The sequence below is a fragment of the Sphingomonas psychrolutea genome (assembly GCF_014636175.1).
GTDB classification, from domain to species: Bacteria; Pseudomonadota; Alphaproteobacteria; order Sphingomonadales; family Sphingomonadaceae; genus Sphingomonas; species Sphingomonas psychrolutea.
In genome coordinates this window covers 81,517-97,854 of the sequence record NZ_BMDW01000008.1, presented here as the reverse complement: position 1 = coordinate 97,854, position 16,338 = coordinate 81,517, and the positions used below count along the sequence as shown (strand labels likewise).

General features: G+C 65.1%; 14 protein-coding genes. 9 read left to right on the top strand and 5 right to left on the bottom strand.

The window, feature by feature from the left end; genetic code table 11:
- The first annotated feature begins 117 nt into the window (after positions 1-117).
- The 3 genes from IEV62_RS08540 (at position 118) to IEV62_RS08530 (ending at position 3,358) form a co-directional block, all read left to right on the top strand.
- Positions 118-1,188 (top strand): enoyl-CoA hydratase/isomerase family protein, encoded by a 1,071-nt coding sequence (locus IEV62_RS08540; protein ID WP_188446498.1) that lies wholly within the window; start codon positions 118-120, stop codon positions 1,186-1,188.
- Entirely contained in the window at positions 1,185-1,958 is a 774-nt protein-coding gene (locus IEV62_RS08535) for an enoyl-CoA hydratase (protein WP_188446496.1), read from the top strand. Before IEV62_RS08540 ends, IEV62_RS08535 begins: the two co-directional genes overlap by 4 nt.
- Positions 1,959-2,038: 80 nt before the next feature.
- Positions 2,039-3,358 carry a methyltransferase family protein gene (locus tag IEV62_RS08530; protein ID WP_188446494.1) on the top strand — a complete coding sequence of 440 codons (1,320 nt, stop codon included), beginning with the start codon at positions 2,039-2,041 and terminating at the stop codon, positions 3,356-3,358.
- Positions 3,359-3,476: 118 nt separating this feature from the next.
- Here IEV62_RS08530 and IEV62_RS08525 read toward each other — a convergent pair whose 3' ends face one another.
- The 3 genes from IEV62_RS08525 to IEV62_RS08515 form a co-directional block, all read right to left on the bottom strand.
- Positions 3,477-4,850, bottom strand: a complete 1,374-nt coding sequence (locus tag IEV62_RS08525) for a glutamate--cysteine ligase (protein ID WP_188446492.1) — start codon at positions 4,848-4,850, stop codon at positions 3,477-3,479.
- 50 nt (positions 4,851-4,900) lie between these two features.
- A complete protein-coding gene (locus IEV62_RS08520) occupies positions 4,901-5,641 on the bottom strand; it encodes a 16S rRNA (uracil(1498)-N(3))-methyltransferase (protein ID WP_188446490.1) in 741 nt (246 codons plus the stop codon).
- 218 nt (positions 5,642-5,859) lie between these two features.
- Complete coding sequence (locus tag IEV62_RS08515) at positions 5,860-6,015, bottom strand: hypothetical protein (RefSeq protein ID WP_188446488.1); 156 nt, start codon at positions 6,013-6,015, stop codon at positions 5,860-5,862.
- Between the two features lie 129 nt (positions 6,016-6,144).
- On the opposite strand from IEV62_RS08515, the gene ubiA reads away from it, so the two are divergent.
- The 4 genes from ubiA (at position 6,145) to IEV62_RS08495 (ending at position 9,798) form a co-directional block, all read left to right on the top strand.
- The gene (gene ubiA, locus IEV62_RS08510; RefSeq protein ID WP_188446486.1) at positions 6,145-7,062 is read left to right on the top strand and encodes a 4-hydroxybenzoate octaprenyltransferase; all 918 of its coding nucleotides are present in this window, start codon (positions 6,145-6,147) and stop codon (positions 7,060-7,062) included.
- Between the two features lie 156 nt (positions 7,063-7,218).
- A complete protein-coding gene (locus tag IEV62_RS08505) occupies positions 7,219-8,577 on the top strand; it encodes a TldD/PmbA family protein (protein ID WP_188446485.1) in 1,359 nt (452 codons plus the stop codon).
- Positions 8,570-9,373 (top strand): 3'(2'),5'-bisphosphate nucleotidase CysQ, encoded by an 804-nt coding sequence (locus tag IEV62_RS08500; RefSeq protein ID WP_188446483.1) that lies wholly within the window; start codon positions 8,570-8,572, stop codon positions 9,371-9,373. Before IEV62_RS08505 ends, IEV62_RS08500 begins: the two co-directional genes overlap by 8 nt.
- The gene (locus IEV62_RS08495; RefSeq protein WP_188446481.1) at positions 9,370-9,798 is read left to right on the top strand and encodes a hypothetical protein; all 429 of its coding nucleotides are present in this window, start codon (positions 9,370-9,372) and stop codon (positions 9,796-9,798) included. The genes IEV62_RS08500 and IEV62_RS08495 overlap by 4 nt, the downstream gene beginning before the upstream one ends.
- On the opposite strand, the gene IEV62_RS08490 is transcribed toward IEV62_RS08495, so the two are convergent.
- Together IEV62_RS08490 and IEV62_RS08485 are read right to left on the bottom strand one after the other, a co-directional pair.
- Positions 9,795-10,493, bottom strand: coding sequence for a hypothetical protein (locus IEV62_RS08490; RefSeq protein WP_188446479.1), 699 nt, complete (start codon positions 10,491-10,493; stop codon positions 9,795-9,797). The two genes, IEV62_RS08495 and IEV62_RS08490, sit on opposite strands and share 4 nt — an antisense overlap.
- A 4-nt stretch (positions 10,494-10,497) precedes the next feature.
- A complete protein-coding gene (locus tag IEV62_RS08485; protein WP_188446477.1) occupies positions 10,498-11,697 on the bottom strand; it encodes a toxic anion resistance protein in 1,200 nt (399 codons plus the stop codon).
- Positions 11,698-11,872: 175 nt separating this feature from the next.
- Between IEV62_RS08485 and IEV62_RS08480 the strand changes: the two genes are divergently transcribed.
- Positions 11,873-14,248 carry a TonB-dependent receptor gene (locus IEV62_RS08480; RefSeq protein ID WP_188446476.1) on the top strand — a complete coding sequence of 792 codons (2,376 nt, stop codon included), beginning with the start codon at positions 11,873-11,875 and terminating at the stop codon, positions 14,246-14,248.
- Positions 14,249-14,367: 119 nt separating this feature from the next.
- Complete coding sequence (typA, locus tag IEV62_RS08475) at positions 14,368-16,209, top strand: translational GTPase TypA (RefSeq protein ID WP_188446474.1); 1,842 nt, start codon at positions 14,368-14,370, stop codon at positions 16,207-16,209.
- Positions 16,210-16,338: the final 129 nt, after the last annotated feature.

Genomic DNA, 16,338 nt, shown 5'->3' with positions numbered 1-16,338 from the left:
CCCTTCCCCGGCGAAGGCCGGGGCCCAGTCGCGCCGTCCAAGCGTTTCGGGTGCTGCGCTTCGATTGCAAAACCTTCACGACTGGGCCCCGGCCTTCGCCGGGGAAGGGCCAAGGATATGACGACCTCTGACGTTATCACCCAAATTGAAGGCAAGGTCGGCCGCATCCGGCTCAACCGACCCAAGGCGCTCCATGCGCTGAACACTGCAATGTGCTCCGCCATCCTCGAAGCACTCGAGGCCTGGCGTACCGATCCGGCCGTCGAAGCGGTGATGATCGATCATGCGCCCGCGCCGGATGGCGACCCCAAACTGTCGCGCGGCTTCTGCGCCGGCGGCGACATCCGCATGCTGGCGGAATCGGGCGCAAAGGACGGGGCCGAGGCGCGCGCGTTCTTCCACACCGAATATCGCATGAACCACGCGCTGTTCACCTATGCCAAGCCGTCGATCGCCTTCATGGACGGCATCACGATGGGCGGCGGCGTCGGCCTTGCCTGCCCGTGCGATTTCCGCATCGCGACCGAGAATACGAAGTTTGCCATGCCCGAAACGGGGATCGGGCTTTTCCCCGATGTCGGCGGCGGCTGGTATCTGTCGCGTTTGCCGGGGCGAATCGGGCAGTATCTCGCGCTGACCGGGCATCGGCTCGACGGAGCGGAATGTCTCGCGCTCGGGCTTGCGACGCAGTATGTGCCGAGCGCCGCGCTCGACGATGCCAAGACGCGGATCGCGGCCGATCCGCAGCGCATGGCGGCGATCCTTGGGGAAAGCGCGCAATCTGCACCCGAAGCCCGCATTCTTGCGCAGCGCGAAACGATCGACCGGCTCTTCGCTTCGGACGAACTGGAAGCGATTTACGCCGCGCTCGAGGCCGATGGCGGCGAATGGGCGATGCAAACGCTCGCCACGCTTCGCACCAAATCGCCGCAAACGATGAAGGTCTCGCTCCGCCTGCTCCACGAAGGCGCGACGATGGCGACGTTCGAGGATGAGATGCGCCAAGAATATGCCGTCGGGTGCCGTGTCGTTCAGCGCCACGATTTCCTCGAAGGCGTGCGCGCGGTGATCGTCGACAAGGACAATGCCCCCAAATGGAACCCGGATACGCCCGAGGGCGTGACGGGGCATGTCCTCGACCAGATTTTCGCGCCGCTCCCCCAATCAGACGAATGGACGCCTGCATGACTTACCAAACCCTCCTCGTCGAACAGCGCGGCGCTGTGACGCTGGTGACGCTCCACCGCCCGCAGGCGCTCAATGCGCTCAACAGCCAGATCCTCGCCGATCTGCTCGCCGCTATGGCGGCGTTCGATGCCGATCCGTCGCAGGGCTGCGCGGTCATCACCGGCAGCGAAAAGGCGTTTGCGGCGGGGGCCGACATCAAGGAGATGCAGGCGCAGGGCTTTGCCGACATGTACGGCCATGATTTCTTCGCCGGATGGGACCGCTTCACGCAGACGCGCAAGCCGATCATCGCGGCGGTCGCGGGCTATGCGCTGGGCGGCGGGTGCGAGCTGGCGATGATGTGCGACTTCATCCTCGCCGCCGATACCGCCAAGTTCGGCCAGCCCGAGATTAAGCTCGCCGTCTCCCCCGGCATGGGCGGATCGCAGCGCCTCACGCGCGCCGTGGGCAAGGCCAAGGCGATGGAAATGTGCCTCACCGGCCGGATGATGGACGCCGCCGAAGCCGAGCGCGCGGGCCTCGTCAGCCGCGTGGTCCCCACCGCCGATCTGATCGACGATGCGGTCAAGACCGCGACGACGATCGCCTCGATGGCCCCGCTCGCGGTCAAAGCGAACAAGGAAATGGTCAACGCCGCGTTCGAGACCGGCCTGGCGATGGGCGTGCAGTTCGAACGGCGGCTGTTCCACGCGTTGTTCGGCACCGAGGATCAAAGTGAGGGCATGGCCGCGTTCGTCGAGAAGCGCCACGGGGTGTGGACCGGGAAATAGCCCGCCGGTTCTCGCGCCTCGGCTTGCGCGATCTCTAGCCTTTACCGTGCGCTAACCACTGCCGCGCTACCACTGCGGCAATGTTCCACGATACCGCCCTCGCGCGTGCGGCCAAGGCTGCCGATCCCCGCCCGCCATCCGCCGTCAGCACGGGCTGCGGGCTGGCGGGGCTGGCCGGTCTGTTCGTCTGGGTCGCGGTCGCGCGCCATTTCGGCATGGACGGCCCGTTTGCGGCGCTCGCCAACGTCGCCGCATGCGGACTGCCGATGGTGTTGTGGTCGATCTTCGTCGATAAGGTCCATCGCAGCCCCTCGACCGGGATCGACTGGTCCGCCGCGAAACCGTGGCGCGAGACGCTCGACATTTCGCTGACCAAACTGGCGGGCCTGTGGCTGACCTGGGCCGGGATCGCGCTGATCTATGGCACCGGGCGCTTTTACTGGACCAACCAATGGGGCGGCTTTCCGTTTGCGATGTGGTGCTTCGGCACGGCCGCACCGCTGCTGTTCCTCGGCTCGGTCCCGTATGTGCTGTGGATCGACCGTCGCCTCGTGCAGCCCAAGGATGGTGCCTGGGCGCTCGGCGCGTGGCTGATGGGGTTGAAGGAAGAGGTCGACAGCCCTGAAGAAAACCGCGAGGCGATCTACAACCATTTGCGCTCCTGGGCGGTGAAGGCGTTCTTCCTCGCCTTCATGCTTGCGGTCGTGCCCGGCGGGTTCGGCAATTTCGTTCGCGGGAACCTGTCGGAGGTGCTGCACAACCCGGTCGCGCTCGCCAATTGGCTGATCGGTTTCATGTTCGTGATCGACTGTGCGTTCGCAACCGTCGGCTATATCCTCACCTTCCGCCCGCTCGATTCGCACATCCGCAGCGCCAATCCCCTCGCGGCGGCGTGGATGGCGGCGCTGATCTGTTATCCGCCCTTCACGCTGATGGCCGATAACGGCCCGCTCGATTATCACACTGGCACGTACGGCGCGGATGGCTGGTCGATGTGGTTCGCGGGGCATCCGGCGATTTTGATTCCCTTGGGCGCGGTGCTGGTCGGCCTGACCGCAATCTACGCCTGGGCGACGATCGCGTTTGGGTTTCGCTTTTCGAACCTGACGCATCGCGGCATCCTGACGCATGGGCCCTACGCTTTCTCGCGCCACCCGGCCTATCTGTCGAAGAACCTGTTCTGGTGGATCGCGACGATCCCGGTGCTGACGACCGGATCGATGGTCGATGCCGCGCGCGCGACGATCCTGATGGCGGTGGTCAGCGGCGTCTATTACTGGCGCGCCAAGACCGAGGAACGGCATCTCGGGATGGACCCGGCGTACCGCGACTATTCGGAATGGATGGCGCGGAATGGCGCGGTTCCGCAGATTTTTGCTTGGGTCGGCGGGAAGCACTGAGCTTTCCAGCCCCTCTCCTTCAGGGGAGGGGTAGGGGGTGGGGGATGCCTCGCAGAGCGTATCGTCGGTTACAGCCCCACCCCAACCCCTCCCCTGAAGGGGAGGGGCTTTGGCTCACCTAAAACCGCAGCTCGTCATATACCTTCGAAACATCACCACCCCATTCGCCATGATATTTGTCGAGCAGCAGCTGCGCCGGCACCTTGCCGCTGCGCACAATCTCGCGCAGCGGATCGAGGAAGCCCGTCTCGTTGCTCCCGCTCGCATCCTGCCGGTTGCGCGACGAAAGCCCGGCGCTGGCGATATCGACCACTTCGCCCGCTATGTCGCGCAGACGGCGTCCGCCCGCGATCGGCGCGTCGAGCCCCAGCTTCGGCACCGACGAGCGCAGCGCCTCGCGCTCCTCCATCGTCCAGCCCTTGACCATATCCCACGCCGCATCGAGCGCGCCCTGATCATACAGCAACCCGACCCACAGCGCAGGCAGCGCGCAAATCCGCCCCCACGGCCCGCCATCTGCCCCGCGCATTTCGAGGAAGGTCTTGAGCCGCACTTCGGGGAAGGCGGTCGAGAGGTGATCGTTCCAATCGTCCAGCGTCGGCTTCTCGCCCGGCAGCACCGACAGATCGCCCTTCAGGAAATCGCGGAATGACAGGCCGGCGGCGTCGATATATTTGCCGGCGCGATAGACAAAGTACATCGGCACATCGAGCGCATAGTCGGCGTAGCGTTCGTATCCGAAGCCATCCTCGAACACGAACGGCAACATGCCGGTGCGCGCTGGATCGGTGTCCGACCAGATATGGCTGCGATACGACAGCATCCCGTTGGGCTTGCCCTCGGTAAAGGGCGAATTGGCGAACAGCGCGGTCGCGAGCGGCTGGAGTGCCAGGCCGACGCGGAACTTCTGCACCATATCGGCTTCAGACTGATAATCCAGATTAACCTGAATGGTACAGGTCCGCAGCATCATGTCGAGGCCCATCGTGCCGACGCGCGGCATGTGGCGCAGCATGATGGCGTAGCGGCCCTTGGGCATGATCGGCAGCTCGGCACGGGTCTTGTCGGGCCACATGCCGAGGCCGAGGAAGCCGATCCCGAAGCGGTCGCCGATCGCCTTGACCTGTTCGAGATGTCGCCCGGTCTCGGCGCAGGTCTCGTGCAGATTCTCGAGCGGCGCGCCCGATAGCTCGAACTGCCCGGCGGGCTCCAGGCTGATCGATCCGTCCGGCCCGTTCATCGCGATGACGTTGCCGCCCTCTTCGACCGGCACCCAACCGAATTCGGTCAGCGCATCGAGCAGATCGCGAATGCCGCCCTTTTCGGCGTAGCTCGGCGCGTGATGGTCGCCATCGGCATAGACGAACTTCTCATGCTCGGTGCCGATCCGCCAGCGCTCCGGCGGCTTCTCCCCGCGCGCGAAGCTGGTGACGAGCTGATCGTGCGATTCGATCAGCGGGGATGTCTTTACGGAGTCGAGGTGCGTCGTCATTTGCGCGCTTTAGCGCCCCGCTTGTCCGCCCGCCAGCGCGTTTCGATTCGCTACCAATCGCCCCTTGCTGCCATCCACAAAGCGACCGCTGCCGCTGCTGCCGTATCGGCGCGCAAAATGCGCGGGCCGAGCGCAATGCCGACCGCGCCCGGCACCAAGCGAATCGCGGCGCGTTCATCGCTATCGAAGCCGCCCTCCGGCCCGATCAGGATCGCCGCCGATGTCCCGCCGTCACGCATCGCTGCCAATGCAGGCTCTCCGCCATTCTCATCGGCGAAGAACAAAGCCCGCCCCGCCGGCCAATCGCGCAGCAAGGCGGCCAGCTTCACCGGCTCGGCCAGCTCGGGCACGGCGGTGCGCCCGCATTGCTCGGCGGCCTCGATCATATGCGCGCGCAGCCGCTCGCCGTTCAGCCGGTCGACCACCGTCCGCCGCGTCAGCACCGGCACCAGCCGCGCCACGCCCAGTTCGCACGCCTTTTCTGCGACCCAGTCGATCCGCCCTTTCTTGATTGGCGCGGCGCACAGCCACAAATCGGGCACCGTCTCGGGTCCGCGCAATTGCTCGGTCACGTCGAGCATCAGGTCGCGTTTGCCGACGCTCGCCGCAATCCCGAGCCACTCGCCGGACTTGCCGTCGAACAGCTTGACCGGATCGCCCACCTTCATGCGCATCACCGCGCACAGGTAATGCGCTTGCGGTCCCTCGATCCGGAGCGGGCCGAGCGCGAGCACTGCCTCGACGAACAAGCGCGGGGTTGATTGCGGGGGCCAGGCGGGGGTTGCGGGCATAAGCTGTCCTAGCGTGGGTTCTTCATGTTTTGAAATCTTCTTCCCCGGCGAGGGCCGGGGCCCAGTTGCGGAACGTCGGAATGCGGGCGGAAGCGCTCGATCTCCTCGGCCATCTCAACTGGGCCCAGCGCAGGATTGAACATGCCCCGCATGTTCAAGGATCGTCCGGGGGACGATCCGACCCTGCACTCTTCGTCGGGGAAGCGAGGAGGTACCTGTTACCGCCGCCGCCACACCGCCCGCACGATCACCGCAACTACCGCCGAAACCACCACCGCCAGCAGCGCCCACGCCGCCATCACACCGACGCCGCGCGCCAGCGCCCAGAGCAACGCCTCGAAGAACCGCCCAATCGCGACGGAGAGATGAACCACGCTGCCCGCCTTTGCTGACTGATGCCTCCACATCCGGCATTCCCGCTATCGCCGTGCTACCGCCCGATGTCGAGCGATCGCATCGGAAGGACTGTCTCCGGCCCGCGTGCTGGTGCATGGAGCGGAGCCATGACCGCGACCGATCTCACCCCCGATACCCAGCATAGCGGGCTGATCCGCTTGCTGCCCGCCGCCGCCCGCCCGTTCGCCTTGCTCGCGCGGTTCGATCGGCCGATCGGCTGGTGGCTGCTGTTCTGGCCCGGTGCATGGGGCGTGGCGCTGGCGGGCGGCGCGGTCGAGCGTTTCGATCTGATCCTCTGGCTGTTGCTCGGCAGCATCGCGATGCGCGGCGCGGGGTGCGTCTATAACGACATCGTCGACCGCGATCTCGACCGTCAGGTCGCACGCACCGCGGCACGACCGCTGGCAAGCGGGGCAGTGTCGCTCAAGGCGGCGTGGGTATGGCTGGTGATGCTGTGCCTGATCGGGCTGGCCGTGCTGCTGCAGCTGAATGTCTATGCCGCGGTGGTCGCGCTGCTCAGCCTCGCCCCGGTCGCCGCCTATCCCTTCATGAAGCGCATCACCTGGTGGCCGCAACTGTGGCTTGGCCTCGTCTTTTCCTGGGCGGCGCTGGTCGGGTGGAGCGATGTGATGGGGTCGCTCTTGCTCCCCGGCCTCCTGCTTTACGCCGGATCGATCTGTTGGGTGGTCGGCTATGACACGATCTATGCGCTGCAGGACCGCGAGGATGATGCGTTGATCGGGGTGCGCTCCTCGGCGCTGCGCATGGGCAATCGCGTCCGGTTGGGCGTCGGTCTGTTCTACATGGGCGCACTGGCACTCTGGGCTGGTGCGATCTGGGTGCTGCGGCCCGACTGGCTCGCCTTGGTCGCGCTGCTGCCGGTTGCACTGCATTTCACGTGGCAAGTCGCGACGCTAACCCCCGCCGACGGTGCAGGGGCGCTGCACCGCTTCCGTTCGAATCGCTTCGCCGGGTTGCTGGTCTTTCTGGCCTGCGTGGTCGTCGGCACGCCCTGGCCGTATTAAACGGATCCCCCTCCCCTTCAGGGGAGGGGTTGGGGGTGGGGCCGTGCCGCAAGACCCCAGCGACGAAGGTGTGGAGAGCCCCCACCCCAACCCCTCCCCTGAAGAGGAGGGGCTTAGCTAGTTGCACCGTCGCCCCCTCCAACCTAAGTCGCCAACATGCTAAACCCCGATCAAGCCCGTGAGCGCGCCGCTGATATCGTCACCCGTGCGACGGCGGCCGGCGCCGATGCCGCCGATGCGGTGTATGCCGCCGATATGTCGCTCGATATTTCGGTGCGGCTCGGGGCGCTTGAGGATGTCGGGCGGTCGGAAAGCGCCGAGCTTGGCCTGCGCGTGTTCGTGGGCAAGCGGTCGGCCAGCGTGTCGACGTCCGATCTCTCCTCCGACGCGCTGACCGCTTTGGTCGATCGCGCGATCGCCATGGCGCGCGAAGCCCCCGAGGATGCCTGGGCCGGCCTCGCCCCGGCGAATCGGCTGATGCACGGCGCGCCGCCGTTGCTCGATCTCGATGATCTCGCCGGCGGCGGCGACAGTGCCTCGCCCGAATCGCTGCGCGACGTCGCGCTGGAGGCGGAGGATGCCGCGCGCGCCGTTCCCGGCGTCACCAATAGCGAAGGCGGCTCGGCCAGCGCATCGCGCTCGATTTGGGCACTCGCCACCAGCCACGGTTTTGCTGCCGCTTATGCCGCAACGGGCTATGGCGTGTCCGCAAGCGTGCTGGCGGGCGAGGGCGGGGCGATGGTGCGCGATTATGCCTATAGCTCGGCGCGCCACCGGAAGAGGCTCGAATCGGCAGCGGTGATCGGTCGTCAAGCCGGCGACCGCGTTGTTGCGCGCGCCAACCCCGGTCGTCTCGCCAGCGGACCGATGACGGTGGTGTTCGATCCGCGCGTCGGCTCCAGCTTGCTCGGCCATTTGATCGGTGCGATTTCGGGCGGTTCGATTACGCGCAAAACGAGCTTCCTGCTCGATGCGCTCGGGACCCAAGTGTTCGCGCGCGGCGTCACCGTGCTCGATGATCCGCACCGGCCGCACGGCCTGCGCTCGCGCCCGTTCGATGGCGAGGGGCTGCCCGTTTCGCCCAGCACGATCATCGCCGATGGCATGCTGGAGGGCTGGCTGCTCGACAGCGCATCGGCGCGGCAATTGGGGCTCGAGCCGACCGGCCACGCCGCACGCGGCGTTGGCGGTGGCCCCGGTGTTTCGACCAGCAATTTGCACATGGCGGCGGGCAAGATTCCGGTCGCGACGTTGATCGAAGACATTACCGACGGCGTATTCATTACTGAACTGATCGGCATGGGCGTGAATGGTGTGACCGGCGATTACAGCCGCGGTGCCGCGGGCTTCCGGATCGAGAATGGCCTGCTCACCGGGCCCGTCGCCGAATTCACGATCGCGGGTAATCTGAAAGATATGTATCGTAATCTCACGCCCGCAAACGATCTCGAATTCCGCTACGGCACCAATGTGCCGACGCTGCGGATCGAGGGGATGACGGTGGCGAGTGGCTGATGCGGCGCTTGCCCGCGCGGTCGCAGCGGTCGCAGCCGAGGCCAGCGCGCTTGCGTTGTCGCAGTGGCGCACCGATTTTCGCCGCTGGGAAAAGAGCCCGGGCGATCCGGTCAGCCAGGTCGATCTCGACGTTAATACGTTGATCCGTGCACGGCTGTCGGCGCTGCTGCCCGATGCCGGATGGTTGTCGGAGGAAACCGCCGACACCGCTGATCGGCTTGCATGCGACCGGGTTTGGGTGGTTGATCCGATCGATGGCACGCGGGATTTCATTCGCGGGCGCGCTGGCTGGGCGGTGTCGATTGCGCTGGCCGAGGCGGGCCGCGTGACGATCGGTGTGCTCGACGCACCCGCGCGGGGGGAAGTGTGGTGTGCGGGCCTGGGGCAGGGGGCGCTCCGCAACGGTGTTTCCGTGAAGGTCGGCAACCGCCGCGATATTGTCGGCGCGCGCGTGCCGATCGACGCGCTGGCGGAGGACAGCGATCTGGTCGCGGTCGCCAAGCCCAATTCGATTGCGCTGCGCATCGCCATGGTCGCCGCCGATGAGGCGGATCTGGTCGCAACGCTGCGCTGGGGCCATGAGTGGGATGTCGCGGCGGCGGCGTTAATCGCCACCGAGGCGGGGGCGACGGTAACCGACGCGCACGGCGTTCAGCTCAGCTTCAACACCGCAAGCGCACTGGCGTTCGGCGTGCTGGCGACGACGCCCGCGATCCATGCCGCCGCCGTCGCGCGGTTGGCGGAGCGGGCGAAGGTACTGTCTGCCGGTAAAGACGAAGGAGGAGTTGCCCGATGACCACGACCAGGCTCGCCCCCATATCCGCTGCCGTGATGGCGGTATTGCTGCTGCTCCCGATTGCCGCCCCGGCTGCGCCAAAGCCGGCAGCCAAGACCGCCACGCCCAAGGCCGTGCTGGTGTCGATGAAGCAAGTCACCGTGACGATCGATCCGGCGGCGGATGCCAAAGCCAATGCGGATAAGATCGCGGCGTTTCAGTCGGCAACGCTCGGCATTTTCTCCTGCGCCGATGTCGCAGAGATCGCGCAGAGTGTTGGCGCGAGCGTGACCGATGCCAACGGCGTGCCCCTGACCGCGCTGCCCCCCGCTTTGCGCGAAACCGTCAGGACGATGAAGCTTGGCACGGCCACGCAAATGTTCGGCGATCGCAGCGAGGGCAAGGTCCGCGTGCTGGTCCTCTGCGCGCGCGCGGTCGAGCGCTAAACTCCGCTCTCGTCGCGATATTTGATTTCCAGAAACCGCCCGCGCGTCGCCAGCGAATCGAGATCGCCCTGCGCGATGTGCGTCGACATTTCGCTGATCTCGTCGTCGATCAGCCTTAGGCTGTCGGACAGCTGCGCATCGGGGCTCTTGCCGTTGCGCGCGACGCTGCGCAGCGCAGGCGGGACCTTGGCATAATCGCGCAGCAGATCGGGCAATTGCTCGCCGATCAGCTTGCGCAGTTCGGCAGCGGCAGGTTGCTGCTCGTCGAGCGTCGCAAGCTGCGGCGACAGCATGTCGAGCCGCACCCCGATCCCGTCGACTAGCGTCTGCGCTGGAGCGGGCAGCGCCTTGCGTTGCGTCTCAAGCCACGCGCCGGTCCGCGCCGGCAGCAATTTGAGCGGCACCGTGGGAAGCTGCTCGGCGCGCACCGTCGGGGTGAAATTGCCGAACAGCGCGAACAGTGTGACAAGGATCAGCAGCGCCCCGACCAGCAGCGCGCCACCCATGCCGATCGGCATGAACCAGCCGATCAGGATCGCCGCGACGATGATCGCAAGATCCGCGCCCGCCGCCAGCGTCAGCCGCTTCGCCACGCTCGTGGCTTGCCGCCGCCGGTCCGCCAGCGCGCGCCGTTCGGCGCGGGTGCGGTCGAGCACTTCGCCGGCGCGGGCAATCTGGCGATCGACATCGGTCACAGCGTCACTCCGCCTCCAGCTTGAAGCCGTCGGTCGGGCCCGACAGCTGGTTCTGCGCGGCACCCTCGGCGCGTGCGATATAACCCTTCGATTTCTCGACTTCGCTCGAGAGCGTGCCGACCGTCGCCTTCATCGACACCAACGCCTTGGCCTTGAACGAATCGATCGCGTCCATCGTGTCATAGATGTTCTGGAACGCGCGCTGCAGCGTTTCGACCGGGATGGTCGCGGCGGCGGCTTGTTCGTGGATCGTCGCGGTCTGCGATTTCAGCAGCTTGCCGGTCGCATCGATAATGTTCGCAGTGGTCGAATTGAGCGCGGTGATCTGGTCGAGCACGAGCTTCTGGTTGGCCAGCGCCTGCGCCACCGTCACCGCCGTGCGTAGCGCGGACACCGTCGTGGTCGAGGCGCGATCGACGCCCTTCACCAGCTCGACATTGTTCTTTTTCACCAGATCGAGCGCGAGATAGCCCTGCACCGTCACCGCCATTTGCGTGAGCAAATCCTGCGTGCGCTGGCGGACATAGAACAAAGCGCTCTCGCGAATCGCCTTGGCCTTGGCCGGGTCGCTATGATCGAGATCGTTGGCTTTTTCCTCCAGCCGGCCGTCCATTTCCTTCGACAGCACGATCATCTGTTCGAGCCGCCCCATCGCGGTCCACAGATTGGCGCGCTCGGTATCGATCGCGGCATTGTCCATCAGCAACTCGTCCTTGCCGCGCGACAAGGTCTTGAGGATTGCCGAAATGTGCGACTGCGAAGAACGGTATTTGTCGAAATAGGTGTTGAGCCCGCCGCCGAACAGCTTGCTCAGCATCCCCCGCCCGGAAATCAGCTTGCCGTTGACGCTGGGATCGAGCTTTTCGATCGTCCGGCGCAGTTCGGTCAGGTCGGCGCCAACGCCGCTTTCGCCGTCCATCGCCTTCACCGGCCGATCCAGAAAGCGATTCGACTGGTCGGCTGCGGCACGAATTTCCTTCTGCCCCATCGCCGCAATCGCATCGACGCGCTTGCCGAATTCGGGGGAATTCACGTCCTGCGCGACAAGGTCATCGACAAAATCGGCAACCTTCGCCTGCAATTTGGTGCGCACGCCATCTTCGATCGGCACCAGCCCGATCGCTTTTTCGGGTGTGACGACCGGCACGGGGGCGGGCGGTGTCAGCACCAGATCGCTCGTTTCGGTCTCTGCAGCGGTCGCCATGTCGTCCCTCCGGCCAATATCGCCCCTAGATGAAGCGGATCGCAGCCCGGTTCAAGTGTGTCATTATAGTAATACGCTACGTGTCACGCACTTTTCATCAAAACGACGCGAATCCGACGCGCGCCAACGATACCGCACCGCAACAATCCGCAAACAGAAAAGGGGTTTTGCGCAAATGACTCGTTCTTTCTCGCTCGTTCTGGTTGGCCTATTGCTCGGGTGCAGCTCGACCGCGGCGCTCGCCCAGTCCGCGGTGCAGCCGACCGCGCCCGATGCCGAGGGTGCTGACATCGTCGTCACCGCGCAAAAGCGCGAACAGAAAATCCAGGACGTTCCGATCACGGTGACCGCCCTGACCGGTGCCCGCTTGCAGGAACTTGGCGTCAACTCGCTCGCTGAAGTCGCACTGTATATTCCGGGCCTGCGCATTCAGGAGCAAAGCGCCAACAATCCGGGTTTCGTCATCCGCGGCATCACCTCGGACAGCGGCTCGTCGCAGCAGGGCGCGCGCGTTTCGCTCTATTACAATGGCATCGATATCTCGCGCACGCGCGGTGCGTATCAGGATCTGTACGATCTGGAGCGCATCGAGGTCGTGAAGGGCCCGCAGGCGACGTTGTTCGGTACTGCCTCGGCCGTCGGCGCGGTCAACCTCATTTCGGCGCAGCCGCGTGCGGGCACCTCGGCCGAACTCACCGGCTCGTACGGCAATTACAATCGTGGTCAGGTTTCGGGCTTCATCAACCTCGGCAACGATACGCTGTCGGGCCGCTTGGCATTTGCCTACAAATATCATGACGGCTTCGTCCGCAACATTGCGGGCGACCCCACGATCCCCAACCAGAATCAGGGTCGGATCAAGCAGGACGACCTCAACGGACAGGATCAGCGCGGCATTCGCGGCTCGTTGCGCTGGACGCCGAGCGATGCGATCACCGCGAGCCTCGTCCTCACCTATGACGGGCAGCGTAACCCCGGCACCGCCTTCCGTTCGCGCGCGCTCAGCCCCACCGGCGGCAATGGCGGCGACTATAGCTATGCCGAACTGTCGGGCTCGCCGTTCAGCGCGGCGGTGCTCGGCGATGCCAAGCTCGGCCTGAAGCGCGACGTGTATGACGCCAATTTCACGCTGACCGCTCAGATTGCACCGGGCGTCAGCTTCACCACCGTCAACGGCTATCGCAAGTTCAACAGCAACGAAGTGTTCGATGCCGATGGCGGCCCGGCCTGGTATCTCGAATTCGCCGAGGATGCGCGTGGCGATCAGTGGAGCCATGAAGGCCGCTTCAACTTCACCGGCCCGAAATATCGCGCGTCGTTCGGCTGGAACGCGTTCTTTGAAAACAATTTGCAGCGCGTTCCGTTCTCGACCGAGGAAGGCACGTACCTCGGCTGCTCGGTCACCCCGACCTTTGCCGGGATTCGAAGCCTGCTCGCCGCCAACGGCGTCGCTGGCTGTGTCGCGGCGAATGGCACGGTGACGGCCGCGCGCACCACGGCGGTGCTCACTGGCGGTGCAGCGACGCAGTTGCCGTATCAGGCGGTGTTCACCAATTACGGCACCAACGACACCTATTCGGTCTTCGCCGACGGCACGTGGATCCCCACTCCGCGGCTGGAAATCACCGCCGGGGCGCGGCTGCTGATCGAACAGCGTAAATCGGGCTACAGCTCGGTTCAGCCCAATTCGACGATTCTCGCGTCGCTCGGCATTCGGTCCAGCCTGCTCGGCACAGCGAATACCAATGGCCAGATCTTCACCGCGCAGAAGAGCTTCACCGCAGTGCTGCCGCGCGCCAACGTGCTGTATCGCGTCACCGACAGCGTCAACGTCTATGCGACGATCAGCAAAGGCCGCCGTTCGCCGGTGGTGCAGCTCAACGCGGCAACGGTCGGCGGCGTCGTGGTGCCCAATTTGCAGGTCGTGCCGGACGAAGTCGTGTGGAACTACGAAGCCGGGATCAAGGGCAAGGTCGGGCCGTTCACTGGCTCGCTCGGCGTGTTCTATCAGGATTACAATCGCTTCCAGGTTTCGGTCACCAATAATGGCGTGACGACGACCCAGAGCGCGGGCAAGGCGAGCAGCCCCGGCGTCGAGGCGGAGGGTAATCTGAAACTCGGGCGCTTCGTCTCGCTGTTCGGCAACTTCGCTTATGTCGACGGCAAGATCGCCAATAATGCCAGCTTTGGCGTCTTTTCGGGCGCGCGCTTCCGGCTGCAGCCGCAATATAGCGCATCAGGCGGCGTCACTGTGCGCGTGCCGGTGCAGGGGCTAACGCTGTATGCCACGCCGTCCGCGACCTATCAGAGCAGCGTGTTCTTCGAACTGCCCAATTCGGCGGCGATCAGCCAGGGACCCTACACCCTGGTCAACATCCGCGCCGGTGTCGAAATCGCCGGCGGGCGCTACCGCATCGGCGGATTCGCCCGCAACGCGCTCGATCGCAAATATCTGATCGATGCCGGCAACACCGGCGGCGGCTTCGGGATTCCGAGCTATATTCGCGGCGAACCGCGCGTTTACGGGATCGAAATCGGCGGTAAATTCTAAGCCGGACCGGCGGGTGGCGCGTTCCGGGGTGCCACCCGCCCATTCCCCCACCTTGTTGCCGTGCAACATTTGCGCTAGGGGCGCGCGCTACATCTCAAGCTAAAGCACCGGACCCATCTATGAGCCTCCGCAATGTGGCCATCATCGCACACGTCGATCATGGCAAGACCACTCTCGTCGATCAACTGTTCCGTCAGTCCGGCACCTTCCGCGACAATCAGCGCATCGAAGAGCGCGCGATGGATTCGAACGACCTCGAAAAAGAGCGTGGCATCACCATTCTCGCCAAGCCGACCTCGGTCGACTGGACGCCCCCGGGCGCCAGCGAGAGCATCCGCATCAACATCGTCGATACCCCAGGCCACGCCGATTTCGGCGGCGAAGTCGAACGCATCCTGAGCATGGTCGACGGCGTCGTCCTGCTGGTCGATTCGTCCGAAGGCGCGATGCCGCAGACCAAGTTCGTCACCGGCAAGGCGCTGGCGCTCGGCCTCAAGCCGATCGTCGTCGTCAACAAGGTCGACCGCAACGACGCGCGCATTCAGGAAGTGCTCGACGAAGTGTTCGATTTGTTCGTGTCGCTCGACGCAACGGACGAACAGCTCGATTTCCCCGTGCTCTATGCATCGGGCCGCAACGGTTATGCCTCGACCGACATGGATGCGCGCGAAGGCACGCTGATCCCGATGTTCGAGACGATCGTCAGCCACGTGGCACCCCCCGCGGTGGAAGTCGCCGGCGTGCCCTTCACCTTCCTGGTGACGCTGCTCGATCGCGATCCCTTCCTCGGCCGCATCCTCACCGGCCGCGTCAATTCGGGCGTGGTGAAGGTCAACCAGCCGATCCACGCGCTCAATAATGACGGTAAGATCATCGAGACCGGTCGCGCGTCGAAGATCATGTCGTTCCGCGGGCTCGATCGCGTTCCCGTCGACGAAGCCAAAGCGGGCGACATCATCAGCCTTGCCGGCCTGTCGATCGCGACCGTCGCCGATACGATCGCTGACACCAGCGTGACCGAGCCACTCCACGCCCAGCCAATCGACCCGCCGACGCTGTCGATGCGCTTTGCCGTCAACGATTCGCCGATGGCGGGCCGCGAGGGCACCAAGGTGACCAGCCGCATGATCCGCGAGCGCTTGTTCCGCGAAGCCGAATCGAACGTCGCCGTGAAGGTGACCGAGGCGGCCGACAAGGACAGCTTCGAAGTCGCCGGCCGCGGCGAGCTTCAGCTCGGCGTGCTAATCGAGACGATGCGCCGCGAGGGCTTCGAACTCGGCATCAGCCGCCCGCGCGTGCTGTTCGGCGAGGATGAAGACGGCAAGAAAACCGAGCCGTACGAAACCGTCATCATCGACGTCGATGACGAATATTCGGGCACGGTCGTCGAGAAGATGAATATCCGCAAGGCCGAAATGACCGACATGCGGCCATCGGTCGGCGGCAAGACGCGCATCACCTTCTCCGCGCCCAGCCGCGGGATGATCGGCTATCACGGCGAGTTCCTGTCGGACACGCGCGGCACCGGCATCATGAACCGGCTGTTCGAGAAGTATGGCCCGCATAAGGGCAATATCGAAGGCCGCAAGAATGGCGTGCTGATCTCGAACGGTGCAGGCGAAGCCAATACCTATGCGCTCGGCCCGCTCGAGGAGCGCGGTATCCTGTTCGTCGCGCATGGCGAGGCGCTGTATGAGGGCATGATCGTCGGCGAGAATGCCAAGCCCGACGATCTCGAAGTCAATCCGATGAAGACCAAGGCGCTGACCAACTTCCGCGTCAGCGGCAAGGACGACACCGTCCGCCTGACCCCGCCCAAGCGCGCGACGCTCGAGCAGGCGATCGCCTATATCGACGATGACGAACTGGTCGAAGTGACGCCGAAGTCGATCCGGCTGCGCAAGCGCTATCTCGACGCGAACGACCGCAAGCGCGCGAGCCGGGCCAAGCTGCAAAGCTGAGCCATCGCTAGCCGAGGCGAAAGGGGCCGGGCGCGCAAGCGTCTGGCCCTTTTTCTTGGGCACTTCTCAGCGTCTTTTGGCGAGGCTGCACCCCCTCCCGTTCGCCCTGAGCCTGCCGAAGGGCTTCGT